This window comes from Pseudonocardia sp. CA-142604, assembly GCF_050948475.1.
GTDB classification, from domain to species: domain Bacteria; phylum Actinomycetota; class Actinomycetes; order Mycobacteriales; family Pseudonocardiaceae; genus Pseudonocardia; species Pseudonocardia alaniniphila.
This window is the reverse complement of record NZ_CP192045.1, coordinates 3,546,019-3,568,863: the sequence shown is the minus strand read 5'-3', so window position 1 is coordinate 3,568,863 and position 22,845 is coordinate 3,546,019. Positions and strand designations below refer to the sequence as shown.

General features: G+C 69.1%; 17 protein-coding genes. 9 read left to right on the top strand and 8 right to left on the bottom strand.

Going from position 1 to position 22,845, the window contains the following annotated elements; all coding sequences use genetic code 11:
• Positions 1–11 precede the first annotated feature (11 nt).
• The 3 genes from ACQPZQ_RS16335 to ACQPZQ_RS16325 all read right to left on the bottom strand — a co-directional run bounded on the left by ACQPZQ_RS16335 (position 12) and on the right by ACQPZQ_RS16325 (position 3,252).
• The gene (locus tag ACQPZQ_RS16335; protein ID WP_433296538.1) at positions 12–746 is read right to left on the bottom strand and encodes an SDR family oxidoreductase; all 735 of its coding nucleotides are present in this window, start codon (positions 744–746) and stop codon (positions 12–14) included.
• Between the two features lie 344 nt (positions 747–1,090).
• Positions 1,091–2,026, bottom strand: coding sequence for a zinc-binding dehydrogenase (locus ACQPZQ_RS16330; RefSeq protein WP_433296536.1), 936 nt, complete (start codon positions 2,024–2,026; stop codon positions 1,091–1,093).
• A gap of 308 nt (positions 2,027–2,334) precedes the next feature.
• A complete protein-coding gene (locus ACQPZQ_RS16325) occupies positions 2,335–3,252 on the bottom strand; it encodes an NADP-dependent oxidoreductase (protein ID WP_433296534.1) in 918 nt (305 codons plus the stop codon).
• A 1,074-nt stretch (positions 3,253–4,326) separates the two neighbouring features.
• Between ACQPZQ_RS16325 and ACQPZQ_RS16320 the strand changes: the two genes are divergently transcribed.
• From ACQPZQ_RS16320 to ACQPZQ_RS16305, 4 genes are all read left to right on the top strand, one after another.
• Entirely contained in the window at positions 4,327–4,752 is a 426-nt protein-coding gene (locus tag ACQPZQ_RS16320) for an OsmC family protein (protein WP_433296532.1), read from the top strand.
• Between the two features lie 185 nt (positions 4,753–4,937).
• Complete coding sequence (locus tag ACQPZQ_RS16315) at positions 4,938–6,233, top strand: MFS transporter (protein WP_433296530.1); 1,296 nt, start codon at positions 4,938–4,940, stop codon at positions 6,231–6,233.
• 105 nt (positions 6,234–6,338) lie between these two features.
• Positions 6,339–7,556 carry an MFS transporter gene (locus ACQPZQ_RS16310; protein WP_433296528.1) on the top strand — a complete coding sequence of 406 codons (1,218 nt, stop codon included), beginning with the start codon at positions 6,339–6,341 and terminating at the stop codon, positions 7,554–7,556.
• A 188-nt stretch (positions 7,557–7,744) separates the two neighbouring features.
• Positions 7,745–8,566 (top strand): isocitrate lyase/PEP mutase family protein, encoded by an 822-nt coding sequence (locus ACQPZQ_RS16305; RefSeq protein WP_433296526.1) that lies wholly within the window; start codon positions 7,745–7,747, stop codon positions 8,564–8,566.
• A 252-nt stretch (positions 8,567–8,818) separates the two neighbouring features.
• Here ACQPZQ_RS16305 and ACQPZQ_RS16300 read toward each other — a convergent pair whose 3' ends face one another.
• Positions 8,819–9,595: an alpha/beta fold hydrolase gene (locus ACQPZQ_RS16300; RefSeq protein WP_433299245.1), complete on the bottom strand. Its 777-nt coding sequence runs from the start codon at positions 9,593–9,595 to the stop codon at positions 8,819–8,821.
• Positions 9,596–10,619: 1,024 nt separating this feature from the next.
• A complete protein-coding gene (locus ACQPZQ_RS16295) occupies positions 10,620–11,090 on the bottom strand; it encodes a hydantoinase/oxoprolinase N-terminal domain-containing protein (RefSeq protein ID WP_433296524.1) in 471 nt (156 codons plus the stop codon).
• A gap of 520 nt (positions 11,091–11,610) precedes the next feature.
• Here ACQPZQ_RS16295 and ACQPZQ_RS16290 point away from each other — a divergent pair.
• The 5 genes from ACQPZQ_RS16290 to ACQPZQ_RS16270 all read left to right on the top strand — a co-directional run bounded on the left by ACQPZQ_RS16290 (position 11,611) and on the right by ACQPZQ_RS16270 (position 19,599).
• The gene (locus tag ACQPZQ_RS16290; protein ID WP_433296521.1) at positions 11,611–12,270 is read left to right on the top strand and encodes a response regulator; all 660 of its coding nucleotides are present in this window, start codon (positions 11,611–11,613) and stop codon (positions 12,268–12,270) included.
• Positions 12,271–12,576: 306 nt separating this feature from the next.
• The gene (locus ACQPZQ_RS16285) at positions 12,577–13,014 is read left to right on the top strand and encodes a DUF6197 family protein (RefSeq protein WP_433296519.1); all 438 of its coding nucleotides are present in this window, start codon (positions 12,577–12,579) and stop codon (positions 13,012–13,014) included.
• 397 nt (positions 13,015–13,411) lie between these two features.
• Complete coding sequence (locus tag ACQPZQ_RS16280) at positions 13,412–13,807, top strand: hypothetical protein (RefSeq protein WP_433296517.1); 396 nt, start codon at positions 13,412–13,414, stop codon at positions 13,805–13,807.
• Entirely contained in the window at positions 13,804–14,052 is a 249-nt protein-coding gene (locus ACQPZQ_RS16275; RefSeq protein WP_433296515.1) for a hypothetical protein, read from the top strand. The genes ACQPZQ_RS16280 and ACQPZQ_RS16275 overlap by 4 nt, the downstream gene beginning before the upstream one ends.
• Before the next feature lie 549 nt (positions 14,053–14,601).
• The gene (locus ACQPZQ_RS16270) at positions 14,602–19,599 is read left to right on the top strand and encodes an AAA family ATPase (RefSeq protein WP_433296513.1); all 4,998 of its coding nucleotides are present in this window, start codon (positions 14,602–14,604) and stop codon (positions 19,597–19,599) included.
• A gap of 12 nt (positions 19,600–19,611) precedes the next feature.
• Here ACQPZQ_RS16270 and ACQPZQ_RS16265 read toward each other — a convergent pair whose 3' ends face one another.
• From ACQPZQ_RS16265 to ACQPZQ_RS16255, 3 genes are all read right to left on the bottom strand, one after another.
• Entirely contained in the window at positions 19,612–19,995 is a 384-nt protein-coding gene (locus tag ACQPZQ_RS16265; RefSeq protein WP_433296511.1) for a response regulator, read from the bottom strand.
• A gap of 621 nt (positions 19,996–20,616) precedes the next feature.
• Positions 20,617–21,957 carry an NAD(P)/FAD-dependent oxidoreductase gene (locus ACQPZQ_RS16260; RefSeq protein WP_433296508.1) on the bottom strand — a complete coding sequence of 447 codons (1,341 nt, stop codon included), beginning with the start codon at positions 21,955–21,957 and terminating at the stop codon, positions 20,617–20,619.
• Between the two features lie 73 nt (positions 21,958–22,030).
• The gene (locus ACQPZQ_RS16255; protein ID WP_433296506.1) at positions 22,031–22,405 is read right to left on the bottom strand and encodes a hypothetical protein; all 375 of its coding nucleotides are present in this window, start codon (positions 22,403–22,405) and stop codon (positions 22,031–22,033) included.
• Positions 22,406–22,845: the final 440 nt, after the last annotated feature.

The window sequence follows — 22,845 nt, the reverse complement described above, 5'->3', positions numbered from 1 at the left end:
CCCCGTCTCAGTCATCGCGCGAGCCAGTCCCGATAGGTGGTCGTGGCGATGACGGCGTCGCCCTTGGCGATGAGAGCGTCACTCGAGGCGGCGGCGTATATGCCGGCGTTGTTGTCGGTGACGACGGTGCGCTGGTCGCCGTGGGCGGCCAGGGCGATCCGGCCCAGCTCGTCGAGCGTGAAGACCTCGGGGCCGGCGACGTTGCGGGTGCCCCGCAGCGGGGCTTTCACGCAGACCTCGGCCACGGCCTGGGCGACGTCGGCCGAGGCCATGGGCTGGATGCGCGTGGCGGGCAGGCGGACGGTCTTGTCGTCAGAGGTCCACGACAGTACCGCGTCCATGAACTCGAAGAACTGCGTGGCACGGACGATCGAGTACGGCACGGGACCGGCCTTGAGGATGTCCTCCTGCAGCACCTTGGCGCGGTAGTACACCAGGTCCGGCACCAGTTCGGCGCCGACAATCGAGAGGACCACCGCGTGGCCGACGCCTGCGGACTTCGCGGCCGGCAGCAGGTTGTCCATCGTCGTCTGGAAGAACGCGGGTGAGGCCTCATCGAAGGTCGGCGAGTCCGTCACGTTGACGACGACATCGAGTCCCGCGAACGCCTCGGGCAGGCCCTTCCCGCTCAACAGGTCCAGTCCGGTGGACGGCGAGTGTGGCACCGCCTCGTACCCGCTCGCGTTGAGGATCTTCACCACCTGTGATCCGATGAGCCCGGTCCCGCCGATGACTGCGATCTTCATGTCTTCGACCTTTCTCGCTTCTCGGGTGACTACGATCAGCTCGCGTGCTGGGCGCGGCCAAGCCGCGACCTTTCGTGGCTGGTCAGCCGACTTTGAGCAGCTCGGCGGTCACACCCGAGGTCGGGACAATGGGCCATGTGTGAGGCGTCGATGCGGGTGTGTCGGCGGCGGTGGACATGCGTTTCTGGTCGGTGACGGAATTGGCTCCAGTCATCGGGCGACCGTCGCGGCCGTCGGACGGATGTGGGGGTTCTCCGACGCCGGCCATTTCGCCCGCAGGTTCCGGGCTGGCTGCGGCAGCTGCGTCACGGGGCCGTCGGTGTCGCTAACCTCGGCCTGACCGGTCAGCTCACGTCGAGCACGGCCTTGCCCGCGATCCGGCGGGCGAAAAGAGCCTCCACCGCGCTCGCGACGTCCTTCCAGTCCCCGCGCCGGCCGATCTGCGGGTCGAGACGGCCCTCGGCGAGCATCGCGACGAGGACGGCGAGGTCGCCGGCCAGCTGCCCGCCCATCATGAACGACTGCAGGCTGCGCAGCTCCCCGACGGTCGCATACGGCTCGAACACGGTGGGCTCACCGGAGGTGGCACCGATGCACTGCACCGACCCACCCACCGCGAGCAGACCGAACGCGTGAGCGAGCTGAGGACCACCGACGTTGTCGAGCACGCCGTGCAGCCCCGGCTCGACCCCCTCCAGCCCGACGACGACCTCGGCCGCCCCCAGCTCGGCCAGGCCCGCGCCGCGCGCCGCGCTGCCGACCGAGGCGATCACATGCGCCCCGGCCGCCGCTCCCAGCTGCACCGCGAACCGCCCCACCCCACCGGACGCCCCCGTCACCAGCACCCGCTGCCCCGCCACGAAACCCAGCCTGCGCAGCGCCCGCAACGCCGTGACCCCGGCAACCGGAAGCGCCGACGCCGCTCCGAGATCCACCTCATCAGGCACCACCGCCAACTCGGCGACCGGGACGGCCCGCAGCTGCGCCCACGCACCCGAGGGTGCGAACGTCACGACCCGACTGCCCGAGGGCGGCCCGGAACCGTCGGCCGCGGGGGTGCGCACCACACCCGCGGCATCCCACCCCGGTACGTAACCCGCCGGTTGGTTCGCGACGCCACGCAGCTCGCCGTAGTTGAAGATCGCGCCGCGCAGCTCGCCGTGGTTCAGCGAGATCGCACGCACCTCGACGAGCACCTCGTCGGACGCCGGAACGGGATCTGCGGTCTCGCCGAGCCGCAGCCCGGCCGGGGCGTCGTGGTCCACCAGCAGAGCGAGCACGGTCAACTCCTTCCGTGGCGGTCCTGCGACCGCCTCCTCGGCCGCCAACCGCAGCGGCCCGGCTGGCGAAGGATCGGGCACATGTGCAGCAGCGTCAGGAAATCGGGCTCGTTGAGCGCCGCGCGCATTCACGGCGGCCGGCGCGGCTCCTCGCTGCCGTCGTCCGCGTAGCGTTCGAGCGGCAACTCGACCTCGGTCGTATCGAACGCGGTCGTGGTGGCCACTGACCTCCTACCCTCCTCACCGCCCTGGCCACGCGGCTGACGCTGATCCACGAGAAGGGCAGGACCGCTCGTCGTCCCGAGTCCTCACGGACGAACGCGGATGATCGTCTTCCCCTTGATCCGCTCGGTCGGGTTGAAGGCGGCCACGGCACCGTCGAGAGTCGAGACGTTGCCGATGTTTGTCCGCAGTCGTCCGTCCCGCACCCGCCGGGCGATCTCACTCAGTTGGGCTCGATCGGCCTCGACGACGAAGTCGATCGCCAAGCCGTCCGCAGGCCGAGCCTCGGCTGGCCCGGCGATGGTCACGAGCGTGCCTCCGGGTCGGATCACGCCTGCGGACCGCTTCCCGATGTCGCCGCCGATGACATCGAACACGAGATCGACTCCGCCGACGTCTTCCAGGGTGTCATTCTCGAGGTCGACGAACTCCTGCGCGCCGAAATCGAGCGCCGTCTGCCGGTCGGCGGCACGTCCGGTACCGATGACATAGGCACCCGCCTCGCGCGCGAGCTGCGTCACCATCGATCCGACTCCACCGGCCGCACCGTGCACGAGAACGCTCTGCCCCACCTGGACACGGCCGTGCACGAACAGTCCCTGCCACGCGGTCAGACCCGAGATCGGCAGGCTCGCGCCGACCGTGAAGTCGACGTCGCCCGGCAGCGGCGCGAGGTTACGTGCCTCGACGGCCACATACTCCGCAAGCGTGCCGTCACGAGTCCAGTCCGTGAGGCCGAACACTCGCTGGCCCACCGACAGCCCCGTCGTGCCATAGCCGAGAACGCTGACCACTCCGGCCAGCTCGTGTCCAGGGATCGACGGTGTTCGGTCCCGGCCGAGACGGTCGGTCCAGGTCCCTGGCCACGTCAGTTCGCCCGGGGTGAATCCCGACGCATGAACCTCGACAAGGACGTCGTTCCCCGCCGCCTCCGGCCGGGGTCGCTCCGCCAGCGTCATCCCGGCCGTTCCCGCGGCCTTGTCCTTTACAACAACCGCCTTCATCCGGCACCTCCCTGCATCCAGTCCTCGCCGCGACACCCTGATGCCACGCCAGTCATTTCCGGACATATTAGTCCAGTCTTCGGTGATCGCCCGGTTGCGTAGCGCACGCCGCGACGACGGCCGGCGAAGCCCCTCGTCGAGGGCATCTGAGCTCCTATTTGAGATCTCTGCGGGCCGACGCGCAGTCGACGCGACGCCCGCGCGGAGGCCTGCGACGGCCTGGCCGCTTCGACTATTGGCGAAGCGCTACTGGACTGTCAAGTCTGGCCGCGACGGCGTCCGGGAGCGCGAACAGCTTCAGCTCGCCACCCGGGATGCGTACCCGTTGAGGGCCAGCCGGACCTCGATGCGGCCGATCGCCACTGCCGTCGGCCGCGAGCCCGGCAGGGAACGCAGGTAGTCGTCCGGTAGGCGGCCATGGTCGCGGTGGCGAGCCTCAGGAGGGGGTCGGCACGGGCGTCGAGATCGGCCCACTCTCGCACCGGACTCGGCCCGGCAGCGAGGTAGGACTCCCCATCTCCGCGACCAGCGTCCGAGCTCGGTGACTGGACTTGACAGCATGAATCGTCTCCGTAACATTCGGCCCGACTGGTCCAGTTTCTTGAGAGGAAGCGGAGGGTCGCCGCGCATCGACAGCAACGACGGCTTGTGCCACAGGGCGTGCCGGCCCCCGGCCGGAAGAGCAGGTCATCGGAGAGGATCCCGTGCGACTGGACCAGGAGAGGGCTCACGGCTCGAACACTCCACCGTCATGGGGTCTCCACCGGGTCGCTTCAGGAGAGACCGGCTTTGACCCCCGGACCACCATCCAACGGACTTGACAGTCCAGTCCACACGAAGCGATAGTCCACCAATCAGTGGCTGATTGTGGGGCCCGGCCGTGTACGCGACGCGGCACCCGCATGCCCCAGACGGGCGCTACACCGCCCGTCCGGGGCATGCCCGGGCTCCGTTGAATCAGGCATGGCCGGACCGGGGAACCACAGGCGATCCACACGCAAGGTCCCCGTGACCTCGGCACGGCCGACACCGTTCACCTGCGCTTCCGTCAGAGCCCAATAAAAGGATCCACCTTTGACCAGCAACAACGACGTAATCGTCGCGACCGCACACGCCACGCTCCTGGCAACCAGTCGGCTGGAGACCGAGATCAGGGCCGGTAATTTCACCTACACGGCCGACGATCCCGGGATTGGATCAGCGGCCGCCGGTCCAACGCCGACGGAATATCTTCTCATGGCGCTCGCGTCATGCACTGCCATCACCTTGCGCCAATATGCCGACCGCAAGTATGACTATGCAGGCGACATCACTGTCGACGTCGCTTATCACGAACCGCAGATCGTCGGCGCTGAGCGCTACCTCCAGCGCACGATCAGACTCTCGGAGGAAGTCCCCGAGCTCGACTTTCAGTCGATGGTGAACATCGTCGAACGCTCGCCGGTCACCCTGTTGCTTCAGTTCGCATGGAGCGTTCGGACAGAGATCTTCAACGCATAGATCCCTCCAGGATTCACTGTGTAGGCAAATATCTCCGTGTTCGGCCAACACTGTGCGGCACCTCGACGGCGCGTAGCCAGATCGCAACGTGGGATTTTCGACCGCCCGTGTGACTCGCGCGGATACATCCTGGGGTGTTTACAGAGCAGGCCCGGTCAGGAGCATGCGATGAGTGACGAGAACACATGACCAAAACCGAAGAGGGGACGCCGACACACCGTGCAACGCGGGTGCGCGTGGTCGCGGCGTCGTCGTGCGCCGCGGCCGTCCCGACTCAGCCTGCGGCCGCCCCCGCTGCCGCCCTTGCCGCGGAGCCCGGCAGCAGGCGGGCCTGGGCGTCCGTGGGTGCCGTCGCGCTCGGCGCGTTCGTCGTCGTCATGACGGAGACGATGCCGGTGGGGCTGCTGCCGCAGATCGCCGACGGACTGCATGTCTCGCTCGGCCTCGCGGGGCTGATGGTGCTCGTGCCGGGCTTCAGCGCCGCGGTGTCGGCGCCGCTGTTCTTCCTCCGGTCCGGCCGCTTCGACCGGCGCTCGGTCATCCTCGTCCTGGGCCTGACGGTGCTGGTGTCGAACGCGGTCGTCGCGGTGGCGCCGAACTTCGTCCTGGTGCTGATCGCCCGTATGTCCTTCGGCGCCACCCTCGGAGCCTTCTGGACCGTGGTCTCACCGGTCGGGCCCAAGCTGGTGGGCCCGGCCGGCGGCACTCGCGCCATCACCATCATCGCGGCGGGTATTTCGGGTGGGACGGTGGTGGGGCTGCCGGCGGGACAGTTCCTCGGCAACCTCCTCGGCTGGCGGCTCACGTTCGTCACCGCGGCGGCAGCGACCCTGTTTGTCGTGGTTGCGCAGACGGCCGTGCTGCCGGGTATTCCGCCGGATGGGCGTACGCACCTGCGTGATCTCGTGGGGGTCGTGACGCGGCGGGCCGCCCGATTTGGGATGGCGGCGGGCGCGGTGGTGTTCATCGGACAGTTCACCGCTTGGACGTACATCACCCCGTTCCTGACGGACCACACGCATCTGTCCAGCGGCGTGGTCTCCCTGCTGTTCGTCATCTACGGCTGCGGTGGCATCGTCGGCTCACTCGTCGCCGGATCGCTGTTCAAGCGCGGCGTGATCGGCAGCTTCGCCGGTTCGGCGGCGGTGGTCGCTGCATTGCTCATCGGGCTGGCGAGCTCGGGCACCCTGCCCTGGCTGGCCGCCCTGTTGCTCGTGCTGTGGGGCCTGTTCTGGGGAATCGTGAACCCGGGAACGCTGGTCTGGATACTCGACGCGACCCCGGAAACCCCGGAGGCCGCGTCGGCAATGAATGTGACGAACCTTCAGATAGCCCTGGCAGCAGGGTCCGGTCTCGGTGCGATCCTTGTTTCGTCGACAACCTTGCAGACGGTGTTCCTCACGGCGGGCTTCATCGTCCTTTCCTCGGCCGTGCTCGCCGCGGTGGCGGCGCGGTTCGTGACACTCGCCCCGAGGAAATGAGGAGACCCGAGCGAAGCAGGGGCGCACTCGAGAACGCGTCACGCAGAAGCCCAGGAGTGGTCCTCGACACGTGAAAGGCACAGCTCGATGCACAGCACGGCTCCAGTGACCGACGTGGCCAGCCGGGGGAGCACGCTCCGGCTGGCCTTCATATCTGCGGTGGTCTCCCTGGTGGCCGCGTTTGCCGCCGTGGGCTCGACGATTCCGCTGTTCAACGTCTATCGGGCCGAGGACGGGTTCACCAACGCCGGCATCTCGATGACCGTCGTCGCCTACTCCGTCGCCACTCTCGCCACATTGCTGATGCTGGGGCGACTGTCCAATCATCTGGGCAGACGGCCCACCTCGATCGCCAGCCTCATCCTGCTCCTTGTGGGCTGTGTACTGCTACTGAACGTGCATGAGATCGGCATCCTGATCGCCGGTCGGCTGCTGATGGGCCTGGGCGCCGGCCTGGCCAGCAGCAGCCTCACCTCTTACGTCGTTGACGCCGCACCGGCCCGGCCGGCCTGGCTGGCCTCCGTCGCGTCCAGCCAGACGGTCATGCTCGGCCTGGCCGTCGGCGCCATCGCCTCCGGCGCCCTGGTCCAGTTCGGCCCCTGGCCGCGCGACCTCATCTTCCTGGTCGTCATCGCCCTCCTCGTGGTGTCCGTGGCACTGATCGTCGTCAGTCCGGAGACCGTGACCTCGATGCCGGGTGCATGGCGATCCCTGCGCCCCCGGGTCTATGTGCCGGCCCGGGCCAGGAGTCTGCTCCCGGTCGCGGCCGCGGTTCTTCTGGCGACCTGGGCGGCCGGTGCGTTCTATCAAGCGTTCGTGCCCGCGCTGGTCGAAGATCAGCTCCACACTCGCAGCCCGCTCGCCGTCGGACTGGTGTTCGCCGCCTACATGGGTCCGAGCGTTCTCGGCGCTCCCCTCGCCGGCCGCTTTGCACCCGCGACCGCCCAACGTGTCGGCATGATCGGCTTCCTGGCCGGAATGATCGTCCTTGTCATAGCGATCGCCACCGGCACACTGGTGTTGTTCATCGCCGCCACCATCGTCGCGGGCGCCTCTCAAGGCATCGCCATCAGCGCCGCCACCCGCGCCCTGCTGCACGGCGGCACCCCGGCCGACCGGGCACCGATCTTCAGCGTCATCTACCTCCTCAGCTACAGCGGCGCGACGATCCCCGCCCTCATCGCCGGCCAACTCTCCAACACCTTCTCGCTACCGCAGATCGCCCTCGGATACGGCGGACTCGCCCTCGTCGCCACCCTGTTCACTGTCATCGCTGCACGCAACCCGCACATCGACGCGGCCAGGAACAGCCCAGCACGATGAGTAATCCTGACGAGCCTCACCGTCATCCCATGCCATCCTGTTGATCTGCCCGTCGGCGAGGAAATTTGAGAAGCGGGTCGAGACACGAGCCTGAAGCTGAGATGATGACACCGAGGTGAAAACCGAAGAGCTTCCGGTCTAGGTCGTCGACCAAGAATTTCGCACATCTTGGAAGGGACAGCTCCGTCATGCCTGACATTGCAGCCCGAGCACGCTACGAACAGTTCGCCGAACTCCACCGTGGCCCCGAAACGTTCATCATGCCCAACGCATGGGACGGCCCGTCGGCCTTGCTCTTCAAGGAAGCCGGGTTCAAGTCCATCGCGACCTCTTCAGCGGCTTTCGCCGCGACGCTGGGCCGGATCGACGGCATCCACGCCATCAGCCGCGACACGCACCTTGACCATGCCGCCCTACTCACGACCGTGAGTGGCCTGCCGATCAACGGCGACTTCGAAGACGGCTACGGCGAGACTCCCGAAGATGTCCGGGCCACTGTCGACGCTGCCATTGCCCGCGGTCTCGCCGGCATCGGAGTCGAGGACACCACGGGTGACCCCTCCAACCCGATTCGTGACTTCGACGACGCGGTTCGCCGCATCGAGGCCGCCGCCGCAGCAGCGCACGGACATATCGTCCTGACCGGCCGCACGGACAATTTCTTATGGGGGATCTCCGACATCGACGACACCATCCGCCGCCTCTCGGCCTTCGCGGAGGCGGGAGCCGACGTCCTCTACGCACCGAACTTGCCGGACACGGCCTCCATCAGCGCGGTCATCAAGGCTGTCGCCCCCAAGCCGGTGAACCTCCTCGTCGGCCCCCAGGATACGGCCACCCTCGCCGAACTCCAGACGATCGGTGTCCGCCGGATCAGCCTCGGGGTCGACCCCTACACGCACGCCCTCGGAGCCACACAGGCAGCCGCTGCGAAGCTTGCACAGGGAGACCTGACGGCGCTCGCATCAGACCTCAACTTCGGCCACATCATCGATCTCATCAAGGGCTGACGCGGACGAGCGACCGGGGCCAGACCTAGTTGTTGCTGGCCAGGATGTTGTCGACGGCCGTCTTGATGCACGCGGAGAGTAAGTCCCCTACCCCGGCGGTGAGCCACAGCCCATTCATCCAGCCCTTCGACCGCTCTGCCGCTGGGTCGCGCTGGTGGGGATCCTGGCTACCACCAGCGCGACCCTACCGACGACGTAGATGGTTCCCGCCGTTTGCACGGATCGTCGCGCTTCGTCCCTTGACGCTGAGAGCTACTTCTGCAGGAAGGACTGCAGCAGAGCCGTCACTTCCGTCGGCCTCTCCTCGGTCACGAAGTGGCCCGAACCCTTCAGGACTCGTCCCTGGACGTTCACGGCGTACTCACGCCATTGGTCGGCGATCAGTGAACCGAAGGAACGCTCGCCACCGATCGCGAGGATGGGCATCTGCAACTTGCCCTGAGCCAAGAACTCCTTGTTCTGCTGAATATCTGTGCGGAACGCACGGTACACACCCAACATGGCCGTCAGGCGGCCAGGCTCCTTGAGAAAGTGGGCGTAGAAGTCGAAGTCCGACGCCGTGAACGGCGACTTGTCGCCCGCCACATACTCAAGCATCAAGTCCTCGATGAGGACACGTTCGTGACCGGCGATGAGCTTTTCAGCGAGGGGTAGCTGGAACATGCCGAAGTGCCACGGCGCGGGCTGATTCGGGTCGGCGTTGAGCACGGGGAAGTGGTAAAAGCTCTCATCCGGGATGGGAGCTTCCATCACGGCCATGCTCCGCACTTCCGACCGGAACTGCGCCGCGTAGGCGTAGGCGACCACCACACCAATATCGTGGGCGACTACCTGGACGCCGTTGTTGAGCCCCAGCTGTGTCAGCAGCTGATGCACGTCCTTCGCCAGCTGCGCTGCGTCGTAACCACCCTCGGTGACCTGGGACTCGCCATAACCACGCAGGTCGACGGCGATCACCGTGTGGGTCTTGGAGAGCGGGCCCATCTCCTGCCGCCACTCGGACCACTCCTCGGGGAACCCGTGGATCATCACCACAGGTGAACCTTTGCCACCCCGCACGTAGTGCATGCGAAAGCCATGGACTTCCGCATACTCGGACTGAAAGCCAGCGGGTGGTTGAGATTGCGGATAAGGCGACGGTGACTGCGCCGCCACGGAGCCATACCCGTGACTCTCACCCCATGCTCCGGAGCCCAGAGCCACGGAAACCACCAGGAGGGCCAGCAAGGCCGGGATGAACGCGAAGAGCCTCTTGGACTTTCCTATTCCGATTCGCATTATTCTCCTATTTGGAGTCGGCATCTCGTTATGCGACACCAGACGTGTGACCACAGTGCAGGGACCTACTCGGTCATTTCACTGTCCATGCCCGGGGCGGGCCGGATGGAAAAGTGCCGCCGGACCATGCCCCCGTCGCCTGTTCGTTCGCCTGAAGGCTGGAGGTCGGCGGCACCCCACTTCAACCCAGACGGGCTAAGTGGATCTCAGCGGAATTGAGCCCCTAGGAGGAGCAACTTCTCACCTCCGGCCGTCGAGCAGCCGACTGCCCCACTGCCCGGCAAGATCCGCGTCTGCCTCCGCACGCGGCCCAGGGCTGCACCGCGAAGCGCGATGTCGGGGGCGTAGCCGGCGTACCACCTCGCCAACGTGCACACTTCGCCATATTGGACTAGAACGTCCATATCCGCCTCGTTGTGCACGGGAGGCAGCCGTGAGTCGCACACGCCGCGACGACGGCGGGCGAAGCCCCTCGTTGAGGGCATCTGAGCTCCTATTTGAGATCTTTACGGGCCGACGGCGCAGTCGACGCGACGCCCGTGCGGAGGCCTGCGAGACCCGGCCCAGTCGACTATTGGCGAGGCCGTACTGGACTGTCAAGTCTATCCATGACGGCGTCCGGGAGCGTCCACAGCTTCAGCTCGCCACCCTTGGTGCGAACCCGCACTACGACTTCGACCTCAGCTTCCTCAACGGCGGCAGCCGCCTGGGGGCCGGCCGAGCAGGCCGCCCGGATGGGCATCGACACCCTCGCGCTGACCGACCACGACGGCCTCTACGGAGTGGTGCGCTTCGCCGAAGCCGCCAAGCAGGTTGGCGTGCGCACCGCATTCGGCCCCGGGCCGAGCCTGGACCTGCCCGGCCCGCGGGACGAGGTCCCTGACCCGGCCGGCACCCATCTGCTGGTCCTGCCCGCCGCCGGGCCGGCTACCGGCGGCTGGCCCAGGCGCCCTCCTCGACGCACCTGCGCGGGCAGGAGAAGGGCCGCCCGGTCTACCACCTGGACGGAATGGTCAACGAGCTGGCCGGGCACGCCCTGGTGCTCACCGGCGGCTGCAAGAGCCCGGTCCGGCTCGTCCTGGAGCACGACGGCCCAGACGCCGCCGCAGGGCGGCGAAGGCCGGCCATCGGCCGGATTACCGGGCGTCGAGCGAGTCTTGGCGGTGACGAGTGCCTCCTCATCGAAGGCGACGACGTCCGTGAAGGTCCCCCGGGTATCGATGCCGATCCGGATGCGGCGGGTCATCCGGTTGAACATGGCCAACTCTGCCCATGTCTCTCGCCTCGGTTGGCAGGTGTTCCCGGTAAGTGCGACGTCGTCGACTCACGAACACGACGGACATCCGAAGATCCGGAAGCGATCAGCGGCCGAGAAGACCGTCACCGCTGAGACCTCGTGGGCAACGTACTCGCGGTGCCCGTCACGGCCTCACCACGCGCAGTGGCAGCTGTATGAGCCACTCCTGCCTGCGGTGTGCGCGCTGGGCCGGTCGCGTGTGGTGTGTGAACCTCCACGCCGCATCCGTCCTGCGAGCCGGGACGTAAGCCGAGGGACCCCGGATAATCGGGCGAAACTCACAAACCGAGGCTCCGCGACCGGACTTCAGAACGGGCACATCGGGCACGGCCCACGATTTTCACCCGCGCGCGAGTGGGCCGAAGTCGATAGTGACTCCGGGGGTGACCTGCCCGAACGCTGCCCGACATGTCGTCGGACCGCGATCATCTGTGGAACCCGGGCGTTGGGCCGGTCAATAATCGTGGGCATGGCGGAGAGCCGCGCTCGCGTGGTGTTGGCCGAGGACGACGTGTTGCTGCGTGAGGGCCTGGCCAGCCTGCTCGCGGGGTCCGGGTTCGACATCGTCGGGCGTTACGGCACGCTCACCGAGCTGATGGCCCACGTCTTGCGGCTGCGCCCGGACCTCGTGATCGTCGATATCCGGATGCCGCCCACGCACACCACCGAGGGCTTGGACGCGGCCCACACGATCCGGCAGGAGCTGCCCGACACCGCGATCCTGGTCCTGTCGGGGCACGTCCAGGTCGAGCAGGCCACCGAGCTGCTCAGGGGCGGGCGGCGCATGGGATACCTGCTCAAGGACCGCGTCAGCGACGTCGAGGACTTCCTCTCCACGCTGGACCGGATCATCAAGGGCGCCTCCGTCGTGGATCCAGCGCTCGTGCAGGAGCTGCTCGCCGCCCACCGGGTCGAGGATCCCCTGCGGTCCCTCTCACCACGGGAGCGTGAAGTGCTCGCGCTCATGGCCGAGGGTCTGTCCAACGCCGGCATAGCCCACCGGCTGTGGCTGGCCGAGGGGACGATCGAGAAGCACGTCCGCAGCATCCTCACGAAGCTGGGCATCGCGGAGGCTGCTGAAAGCCACCGGCGCGTGCTGGCCGTCCTCACGTTCCTCGGCAACAACTGACCCGCGCCCGCCGGAGTGCGGGCACGTCACGGTCTCGTCCGCACGCTCCCCTGAGCGCCGGTTTCGTGGAGCACCACTGTGGGACATGCGCGTGCCTGCCAGCAGGTAATTGATGATCCCGCTCGCGGGTACAGCGAATTGCCGCTCACCGGGCGGACGTACCGCGCTTCGGTGACGACACTCACCCTCATCGCCGGCATCGGCCAGATCGGCCGACCCTCCCGCTGAATAGCGAGAAGGGCCCGCCGCCTGCCCGCGACGCGACCCAATCCACGCCAACCGACCCGAGACCTGAGTGGAACCGTGATGGCAACGATACAGCCCGACACACCGATCATCGGGGATCTGTCACCCGCACAGGTCGCTGATCTCATCGACCAAGCCGCCACGCTCATCGAGACCGATGGCCTGGAGGTCGGCGACTACTGGACGAAGGCCCTGTTCCAGCCATATGAGCCCGGGATGCCCTGCTGCACAGTGGGCGCGCTCGCTGCCGTGTCCGGCTACCGCGACGGCATCGACGCTGAGAAGGCGTTCGTCGGGGTCGGCGACTACGACCCTGCGACCGGTGTCACCGAGCCCGACAGTCCGCATCTCGTGATGGTCGCCGCGATGAAGGCACTCGGGTTCCGGGAGGCCGAGGACCTCTACGACTGGTCGGACAACGCCGGTGACCGGGAGGTTGTGGCCGAGCTCCGCAACGCCGCGGCGCAGATCCGCGCTCAAGCAGGCGGGGCGGCATGAGCTGGACGACCGTCGGCGGCGTCTCCGACGAGCAGGTCGACGCCGTCGCTACCGGTCCACCGTGCAGGTGACGATCGGGAGCCTGCCCAACGAGGTTGGGCAGGCTCCCCCGTGCCGTCGCGGAGCGGCTGCACGCCACGCTGGACGAGGCACTTGCGCGAGGCGGGGGCGCGTCCGATGCCTGAGCTGCGTGACCCGATGCCGAAGCAGCGGGAGAACCCACGGACGGCGCGAAGAGCGTCATACCGCTGGAGCCGCCGCCCACCCGCCCCGCTACACCGCCGAGCCTCGCCCGGTTAGGGCGACGGGCCTGGCGAGCGGGACACCCGCACGATCATCCGCAGCCCCTGGACGGCGCGAAGCTCGGAACCGTCTACCGCACCGACTCCGACCCGACGTGGAAGGTCACCGAAGGCGACGCCCTCTGCAAGCCCCCGAAGCCGACCTCGACAACGTCGAGTACGTCGACATCGCCGGGACGAACGAGCAGGTCATCGCCGTGGTAGCCGAGCATGCGCCCGAGCTGCTCGCCCGCATCGAGCGCGTCACCACCGTCGGCGCCGCCGTCGTGGTGGCAGCCCGGGGCGAGGGGCCGCTGCCCGGGATCGAGCGGGTAAAGGCCCGCGGATCCCTTGTCCGCCCCGCCAGGGACGCCGGCCAGGCCGTTGAGCGGATCGTTCAGGTCGGCGTCATCACCTGGGGCGAGCGCTCCCTTTGCCCAGGTCAGGCCGCTGACGAGAGTGAGCTCCGCGGCTACGAGCCCCGCGCACGCGAACGGAGCGCCGCCGCATGACCCACTACCAGCCCGCCCAGAGGGTCCAGGTGTTCGACCCCCAGCTGCAGCGGTACATCGAGGGCGGCGTCCTCACCGCCACGTCCAGCTGCGTCCGCGTGTCGCTCGACGACCGCATGGTGCCGATCAACGTCGACCCCGCTGACCACTTCCGCATCCAGCCCCTCGACGTCCCGCCCTGCACCGGCTGCACGTCGCCGCTGTGCCCCGACTGCGAACCCGGTACGCACGGAAGCCGCAGGTGATCACGATCGCCGGCCTGTTCCGCCGCGCCGGAGGGTCCGGCTCGGCGCCTCCGTAGTCCCCGACGGCCGCTGCGGCGCTGCAGAGCACAGGCGCCGCCCTCGAAGGCACGCCAGACGGGGCGGCCGAGTTCGACACGGTGATCGCCCCGGGCGGGAAGCTCACCGGCCTCTCCGCCGCGCAGCGGGTCCGAATGGACGCTAACGCGGCGGACAACGTGCGCACGTCTGGACTGACGAACACAGCGTGCACGTCCTGATTAACGGCGAGCTGGCCAGGAACGCCCGTCGAACCTGTCTGCCGGCGACCTGGACTCCCAGCCTCACGCTCGTCGACCGGAGCCGCCGGGCGGCCGCGAAGGCCTGCAGACCACCTATTGGCGCGCGTCGGCCCGTTACCCCGCGCCGACTGCTCCGGCGGAAGGAGCACGCCCGTGCCCGGGTACGGCTCGCGGGGTTGAGCCGTGTCGCGGTCTTACGGAGGGTCGCCTTCGCTCTCGAACAGGTGTAGGCACGGTGTGAGCGGGGTCCGACCGTGCGCGGAGGTGGCGGATGGGGGCAGGCGGAGTGCTGCCGGGCCGAGATCCGCAGGCCGAGGTACTGCACAAGAGCGAACGCACGCGCGTGAGTCGGCTGTTCTTGACCGGGCGCACGGTCATCCGGAAGGAGCCGCTGGGGCCGGACGCCGAGCGCCGGCTGCGGCACGAGCGGGCGATGCTGGAGCAGTTGCGCGATGTCACGGGGGTGGCGCAGCTGGAGGCGCCCCGATACCCGGGGTCCATCGTGATGGCGGATGTTGGTGGCACCAGCCTGGCGGGGCTGGCCAAGCCGCTGCCGGCTGACGCCCTGATCGGGCTGGCGACGGGGTTGGCCCAGGCGGTGGCGGGGATGCACCGGCGGGGCGTGATGCACCGCGACATCAGCCCAGCCAACATCGTGATCTCCGGCGACGGTGTCCCGTGCCTGGTCGATTTCGCGTTGGCGACCTCGTTCGCCGAGATCCGCCCGGAGTTCACCCACCACACGCAGATCGTGGGGACGTTGGCCTATCTGGCGCCGGAGCAGACCGGGCGCACCGGCCGCTCGGTGGACCAGCGGGCCGACCTCTACGCGCTGGGCGCGACGCTGTACGAGCTCGCCACGGGGCAGCCGCCGTTCGGTACCGAGGACCCGCTGCGCCTCGCCCACGATCACCTGGCGCGGGTGGCGGCGCCGCCGGCGAAGGTGAACCCGGCGGTACCGGAGCCGCTGTCGGAGATCATCCTGCATCTGCTGGAGAAGGAACCGGACCACCGCTACCAGACCGCCGAGGGCGTGGTTCACGACCTGGAGCGGGTGAGGGAGGTTCAGGTGCGTCCGGCGTCGGCTTCGGTCCGCGTCGGCGAACACGATGTTCCGCTGCGGCTGCTGCCGCCGCGACTGGTGAGTCGCGACGACGAGTTGGCGACCCTGCAGGCGGCGTTCGAGGACGCGCGGGAGGGCCGGTGCCGGGCACTGCTGGTCGGCGGGACACCCGGAGTGGGCAAGACCGCGCTGGTCGACGAGCTGCGGCCGCTGGTGGCCGGCCGCGGCGGCTGGTTCGTGGCCGGCAAGTTCGACCAGTACCGGCGCGACCTGGAGTTCAACGGGGTCCACCAGGCGTATCGGGCGCTGGGCCGGCTGCTGCTGGCCGAGCCGGAGGCCGAGCTGACCGAGGTTCGCGCACGGATCCTGGCCGCGCTCGGCCCGAACGCCGGGCTACTCACCGCGGTGGTGCCGGAGTTCGCCGCGTTGCTGGCGGTGCCGCCCGATCCCGGGGATCCGGTGACTGCGCAGAACCGGGCGCAGCGGATGGGCATGCAGGCGCTGAGGGCGGTCGCGTCGCGGAAACACCCGGTGGCGCTGTTCCTCGACGACCTGCAGTGGGCCGGGCCCACCCCGCTCGGTTTTGTCGACATGCTGCTCGGCGAGGAACCGGTCGAGGGCCTGCTTCTGGTGGGTGCCTACCGTGACGAGGACGTGGACGCGGCGCATCCGCTGGCGGCGCCACTGTCCCGATGGTGTGACCAGGCCGGAGCGCGGCACCTGCGACTGGACAACCTGCCCGTCCCGAGCCTCGTCACCATGGTCGCCGAGATGCTGCGCGCGGTCCCGGCCGCGGCGGCGGGTTTGGCCGAGGTGATCGAGCCGCACACGTCCGGCAACCCGTACGAGACGGTAGAGCTGCTCAACGCGCTGCGCCGCGACGGCGTGCTCACCGCGACCGCCGCGGGGTGGCGGTGGGACACGGCGACGGTGCGCGCCCATCTGAGCCGGTCAAAGGTCGGCGAGCTGCTGGCGGCACGCATCGGGACCGTACCGCCGCGGTCCCGGCAGCTGGTGGAGGCGATGGCCTGTCTGGGCGGGCGCGCCGAGCTGAGCCTGCTGCAGACTGCGACCGGCGCCTCGGCGACCGAGGTGCAACCGATGCTGGCGCCGGCCCTCGCCGAAGGCCTTCTCGTCATGGAGCCCGGCGCCCACGAGGCGGTGCGGTTCCGCCACGACCGGATCCGCGAGTCGATCCTGCGCGAGCTCGACCCGGGGCGGCGCAGCACCCTGCAGCTGGCCACCGCCCGTCGGCTGGCCGGGGTGCCCGAGTTGTACGCGGTCGCCGCCGAGCAGTACCTGCCGGTCGTCGACGCGATCGACAATGCCGGCGAGCGGCGTCGGGTGGTGGCGCTGCTGCGGCGCGCCGCCGAACAGGCCGGTTTGATCGGGGACCACGCGCTGGTGAACGCGCTGCTGGCCGCCGCGCTGCGGCTGATCGAACCGGGCGAGACCGCCACGCTGATCGCGGTGCACAGCGGCCGCCACGCCGCCCTCTACGGCCTGGGGAGCCTGGATGAGGCGGACGAGGAGTACCGCACGATCGAAGAGCTGGGTCCCACCGCGTTGGACCGCGCGGCCGCGACGGCGGTGCAGGTGAGCAGCCTGACCCACCGGAACCGATATGCCGACGCGATCGGGCTCGGCATCGACTTGCTGCGTGAGCTCGGCACCACCGTGCCGGCGGCGGACCGGCTCGCCGCCGAGCTCGACCACCAGTTCGACCGCCTGCACCGGTGGCTGAACCGCACCGACGCTGCCGATGATCTGGCTCGGCCCGATCTCACAGAGCCCACGCTGCTGGCCACGACCCGTCTGATCGGCGCAGTCCAGCCGGCGGCCTACTTCGCCGGTGGCCACAGCACGGTCGCCTGGCTGAGCCTGGAAGCACTGCGGATCTGGCTCGAGCATGGCCCTGGCCCCACCCTCATCGGACCTGCCAGCGCCGCCGCCGTCGCCGCGGTGGCGCTGCGCGGCGACCACGCCGCCGGATACCGGGCGGTGAGCCGGGTCCTGGCGTTGGGCGAGGCTCGCGCCTACGACCCCGGCACCTCCGAAGCCCGCCGCCGGTTCGCTCTGCTGAGCTGCTGGTTCGAGCCGATCGAGAACGGTGTCCAAGCCGCGGAGCGGGCCCGCGAGGGGCTGATCGCGGGGGGCGACCTGGCCAACGCCGGCTACACCTACCACCCGACCGTGCATTACCTGCTGGACTGCGCGCCGTCACTGGACGTCCTCGTCGCCGAGACGGAGGCGGGGTTGGCCTTCGTGCGCCGGACCGGCAACGAGCAGACCGGCCAGTGGCTCGACAGCTACCAGTGGCTGGCCGGTGTACTGCGCGGCGAAAGCGACGCCACAACCGGTAACGCGGCTCTCACCGACAGGTACGCCAACAACCCGATGGCGCTCTTCCACGCGCATCTCAGCCGCGCGCTCGTCGCCGCGGTCTTCGGCGATCCGGTCGGCCTGACGCAGCACACCGCGGCGGCGATGCCGCTGCTCACGCAGCACACCGTGGCGGCGATGCCGCTGCTGTCGTCTGTCCCGGGCCTCTACCCCACCGCCGTCGCCCGCATGCTGCGCGGATTGGCCCTCGCCGAGCAGGTGCGCGCCGGCCACGGTGACGAACGCGACCGTCTGCTGTCCGAACTGGACGAGGTGACGCAGTGGCTGGCCGCCCGCGCGGCGGACGCGCCGGGCAACTTCCGGCACCTGACGCGGTTGCTGGTGGCGGAGCGGGCCTGGGCGGTCGGCGACTTCCGCACCGGCGCCCTCGCCTTCGACACCGCCCGGCGCGAGGCCGCCGGCCGGCAGCGCCCGTGGCACCGCGCCCTCATCACCGAACGTGCCGCCCGCTTCTACCTCGCACACGGGTTGGAACAGGCCGGCCGCGACCTGCTCGCCCGCGCGCGGCAGTACTACGCCGCATGGGGCGCGACGGCGAAGGTCGCCCAGCTGGACTGGGCCTACCCGACCTCACGGCTGGGAGCACTCACGACCAGCGAGCCCGACGGCGACCAGCGAGCCGATGATCTCCGGCTCTCCTCGACGGTCACGACCGGCACGCTCGACCTGCTCGGCATCCTCGCCGCGTCGCAGGCGCTCAGCTCGGAGACCGACATCGAGCGCTTGCACACCCGCGTCGTCGAGCTGCTCAGTGCGATGACCGGCGCCACCAGCGTGCACCTGCTGTTGTGGGACGACGACCGCCACGACTGGCTGCTGCCCACACCGAAGCACCTCACGGACACCGCCACGGCGGGCGGCCCGCATGAACGCGACCTGCCGATGTCGGCAGTTCGCTACGTCCAGCGGACGGCTGAGATCCTGATCGTCGTCGACGCCACCCGCGACGACCGCTTCGCCCGCGATCCGTATATCGCCGGCCTCGGCGCCTGTTCGTTGCTGGCCATGCCCATCCTCGGCCGCGGCGTGCTGCGGGCGGTGCTGTTGCTGGAGAACCGCCTCATGCGCGCCGCGTTCACCACGGAACGGCTCGACGCCGTCAGGCTCATCGCCGCGCAGCTCGCCGTCTCCCTCGACAACGCCCAGCTCTACGCCGACCTAACCGCCTCGCGCGCGCGGATCGTCGCCGCCGCTGACCAGGCCCGTCGGCGGATCGAGCGGGACCTGCATGACGGCGCCCAGCAACGTCTGGTCACGCTCGCCATGCGCGCGCGGATCGCCCGAGCGGCCGTACCGCCCGAGTCCTGCGCGCTGACGGAACAGCTGGAGGCTCTCGCGGACGAAGCCACCACTGCCATGACGGAGCTGCGCGATCTCGCCTGCGGCATCCACCCCCCGACCCTCGCCCAAGGCGGACTGCTCCCCGCCCTCAACGCGCTCGCGCGCCGATCGCGCGTCCCCGTGCGGATCAAGGCGCCCGCCCGACGGCTGCCGGATCCGGTCGAAATCGCGGCCTACTACGTCGTCGCAGAGGCGCTGACGAACGCCACCAAGCATGCCGAGCCCTCGGTCGTGACCGTGGAGGTCCAGATCGAGACCACGCCGGCCGGCGTCGTCCTGCGCGTCCGGGTGCACGACGACGGCCGCGGCGGCGCGCACTTCACCGGCGGGACCGGCCTGCTCGGACTCAAGGACCGCGTCGAGACGCTCGGCGGCCGGCTCGCCCTGCACTCCGCCCCCGGCGCCGGCACGGCCGTTCTGGCCGAGTTCCCCCTGCAGCACGCGGGCGTGGCCCCGACCTGAGCAGGAGTCACCTCACCTTCGTGTGCCGCCTCCGACGTCACGGACCAGCGACGTGACCGCCGCGGCGGACAACGTCGGCTTCCACACGAACCCGATGGCCGGGCTCGCCTCGATCAGGTCGGTGAGGTCCTCCTCAGCGTTCACGGAAATCAGGATCAGGTGACCAGCGTCGAGGTTCGGGTGGCCGGCCAGGTGCCGCGCCAGCTCGAAGCCGTCGGTCGTGCCGAGATCGACGTCGATGAGCGTCACGTCGGGACGCAGCTCGGCAGCCCGGACATGTGCGTCGGCACCCGTCGAGGCGACGCCGACGATCCGGAGACCCTCCTGTTCGAGCAGTGTCCGCGCGGCGCACAGGAAGTCCAGGCTGTCGTCGACGAGCAAGCACCGCAGGGTCACGATCGTCAGGCTAGGGCCGCCGAGCAGGCCCGACTACGCAGCTAGCCGCTATCCGAGCGGGCAGAACCTCGTGGTCGCCCCCTCCCCTACCCTGACCGCACTGGAAACGACCGCCCTCCCGGCTAGCAGGGTTTCCGGTGGGCGGATCTCCGGGCCGGCCATCGGTTGCTGACCGGGCAGACAGCGCCTGGTAGGCCGCGATCCGTTGTCGCAGCCGGCCCACTCCTCCGCCTTCCGGCGCATCGCGCACTCGCGCGCCGACAGCAAAAGTGCCCCCGTTCCCCGGGGGCGCTACATGCTCGCGAAACGAGTGGGCCGTGGGGCGACGGCAGGCGTGTGGCGTGCCCACACGAACCTGCTGGACCGGGACGCCGCTCCCGTGCGCTGGACAGCTACAGGCCGAGTGCGGCGACGACCTGCGGGTGGCACCCGGCGCCGGTCCCGCAGCTCGGAGAGGCTCGCACCGGGGTGGTAGTCCATCACCAGGCAGGCCGAACCGCGGTGTGGAACGAGGTCGTGGAACGACGTTGGGATCGCGTACCCGGGCGGTGAGCCGCGCCTCGGCGCCGATCGGGTGGTGTTCGCGAAACAGTTTGATGGTCGGGCGAGGCCGGTGTTCGGTCATGAGGGGTCCGGCTCGGTCAGCACGGCGGGTTCGCCGCCATTGATGAAGGCGTCGCGCGGGTGTTGCACCGACGCCAGCGAGAGGATGTCGCGGCCGAACAACGCGGCGGTCAGCCAGATCACGAGCACGCGGACCTTGCGTTCCCAGCTGGGCACGGCCAGCACGTGGTAGCCGCGGTGCATCAGCCAAGCGAGCGGCCCTGTGATCACGAGTCGCCGGTACTGGAAGATGCCGTAACCGATGCCGAGCGTCGCAATAGCGCCGAGGCTGTGGTGCCGGTAGTTCTTCGGCTTTCCGCCGTGCAAGGTCGCGGCGATGTTGCGGGCGAGCAGCTTGCCCTGGCGAACGGCGTGTTGGGCGTTGGGCACCGTTCGGGTGCCCGGGGTCGGGGAGGTGAGGTCCTCGATCCCCGCGTCGTCCCCGGCGGCCCAAGCGTCGGGTGCCGGTTCGGTGTCGGTGCCGACCTGCAGGTCGGGCCGGGTGACGAGAAACCCGCGTTCGTCGACCGGTAGGTCGGTGTGCATGCCCACGACCGGGTTCGCCGCGTTGCCCGCCGTCCAGACGATGAGCTCCGAGTCGAACTCCTCGCCGGTGGAGAGCACCACGTGCCCACCGGTCGCCGACTTGACCTGCGTGTCCAGGTGCACCTGCCCACCTCGCTGTTGCAGGAAGCGCACGACCCAGCGGCCAGGCCGCTCGTTGACCTCGGGCAGGATCCGGCCTGACGCCTCGATGAGGTGGAACCGCAGCTCATCGCGGTGCAGTTCGGGATAGCGCTGCAGCAACGCGGTCGCCAGCGACAGCAGCTCGGCGAAGCCCTCGACGCCGGCGAAGCCGCCGCCGACGAAAGTGACGGTGAGCAGCTTCTGCCGCTGCGGGCCCGACGGTAGCGTGGCCGCCCGGTCGAAAGACGTCAGCAGCCGGTCGCGGATTGCGACCGCCTCCTCCACGTGCTTGAGACCGATCGCCTGCTCGGCGATACCGGGCACCGGGAACTTGCGGGTGACCGCGCCCGCCGTGACCACGATCAGGTCGTAGCCCAGTTCGAACGTGTCGCCATCGGTTGGCCGGACCGTGACCACGCGGTGCTTGTGGTCGATCGCGCTCACCATCCCAGCGATGACGCGCGTGCGGTGCAGATGGCGACGCAGCGACACCGCGGCGTGCCGGGCCTCGATCGACCCGGCCATCACCTCGGGCAAGAACGGCTGATAGGTCATGTATGGCCGCGGGTCGACCACCGTCACTTCGGCTTCGCCCCGACGCAGCTTCTTCTCGAGTTTCCACGCGGTGTAAAAGCCGGCGTAGCCACCGCCGACGATCAAGATCTTGCGCATGATGCACTCTCTTTCTTGGGTGCGGTGACCGGGGATAAAGCGCCGACAGTCGCGGCATCGTCAAGCACGGCGTTCAGCGGACCGAGCGATACATCGGACCGCACGTGGCTGCGGAGCGGCGGAGTAGTCCGTTCCAGGCCGTCGGATCGTGGACGTACTTCCGCGCCACCGCGAACGTGCCACCCTCGAACTCGGGGTCGTGGCCGCCGATCAATGCAGCGGCGGCCGCCGTCAGACCCTTCGGGGTGCCGTCGTCGACGAACCCGAGCAGATTGCCCAGGTCCTCGCACAGGGCGCGGACCCGGCTGCCGCAGGCGACGCCGTGGCGCACGGTGAGCACAAGGACGAGCACCGTGGCGGTGGCGGGCCCGAGGACCGCCTGCGGTCGAACGCTGGAGACGGACCCGACATCCGGACCGCCGCCGCGCGCTCGTCGAGGACCGGTCATGGCGTGCACCGCACGCTGACGCGGAGCGCCACCCTCGAATCATCACCTTCCGGGGGATGCCGCATCCAAGCCTGCACGGTCACTCCTACTCGACAGGTTCTGGACTACTTGTTCCATTTCGTGCCGTCCCGGCGTTCACGCTTGCGCCGCAACCGCCGGCCATCATCCCGGCCTCACGAGCCTGCGCTGGTCAGCCGATAGCGTCGTTGCCGGCCAGCCCACCCGGTCCGCGTCCGCGCGTCCCGTCGACAGGACGGACCGATGCGCGACGCCCGGCGCGAGCGTACCCACCCAAAAACTGGACCCGCTAGTTATAATCGGTCCGACCGTCCAGACCGAGCGTGTACTCGTGTCAACACCATGTAGTCGGACTTGACAGTCCAATGACGGTCCGTCCATATTCGGTCTGTCCAGGCCGATGCCGTCCTTCTGCCGGGCGC

Excerpts from the sequence above, each read along its gene's own strand:
- ACQPZQ_RS16295 (WP_433296524.1), bottom strand. The coding sequence starts at position 11,090 with ATGACCCGCCGCATCCGGATCGGCATCGATACCCGGGGGACCTTCACG.
- ACQPZQ_RS16290 (WP_433296521.1), top strand. The coding sequence starts at position 11,611 with ATGGCGGAGAGCCGCGCTCGCGTGGTGTTGGCCGAGGACGACGTGTTG.
- ACQPZQ_RS16285 (WP_433296519.1), top strand. The coding sequence starts at position 12,577 with ATGGCAACGATACAGCCCGACACACCGATCATCGGGGATCTGTCACCC.
- ACQPZQ_RS16335 (WP_433296538.1), bottom strand. The coding sequence starts at position 746 with ATGAAGATCGCAGTCATCGGCGGGACCGGGCTCATCGGATCACAGGTG.
- ACQPZQ_RS16275 (WP_433296515.1), top strand. The coding sequence starts at position 13,804 with ATGACCCACTACCAGCCCGCCCAGAGGGTCCAGGTGTTCGACCCCCAG.
- ACQPZQ_RS16260 (WP_433296508.1), bottom strand. The coding sequence starts at position 21,957 with ATGCGCAAGATCTTGATCGTCGGCGGTGGCTACGCCGGCTTTTACACC.
- ACQPZQ_RS16325 (WP_433296534.1), bottom strand. The coding sequence starts at position 3,252 with ATGAAGGCGGTTGTTGTAAAGGACAAGGCCGCGGGAACGGCCGGGATG.
- ACQPZQ_RS16255 (WP_433296506.1), bottom strand. The coding sequence starts at position 22,405 with ATGACCGGTCCTCGACGAGCGCGCGGCGGCGGTCCGGATGTCGGGTCC.
- ACQPZQ_RS16270 (WP_433296513.1), top strand. The coding sequence starts at position 14,602 with ATGGGGGCAGGCGGAGTGCTGCCGGGCCGAGATCCGCAGGCCGAGGTA.
- ACQPZQ_RS16315 (WP_433296530.1), top strand. The coding sequence starts at position 4,938 with ATGACCAAAACCGAAGAGGGGACGCCGACACACCGTGCAACGCGGGTG.
- ACQPZQ_RS16305 (WP_433296526.1), top strand. The coding sequence starts at position 7,745 with ATGCCTGACATTGCAGCCCGAGCACGCTACGAACAGTTCGCCGAACTC.
- ACQPZQ_RS16300 (WP_433299245.1), bottom strand. The coding sequence starts at position 9,595 with ATGATCCACGGGTTCCCCGAGGAGTGGTCCGAGTGGCGGCAGGAGATG.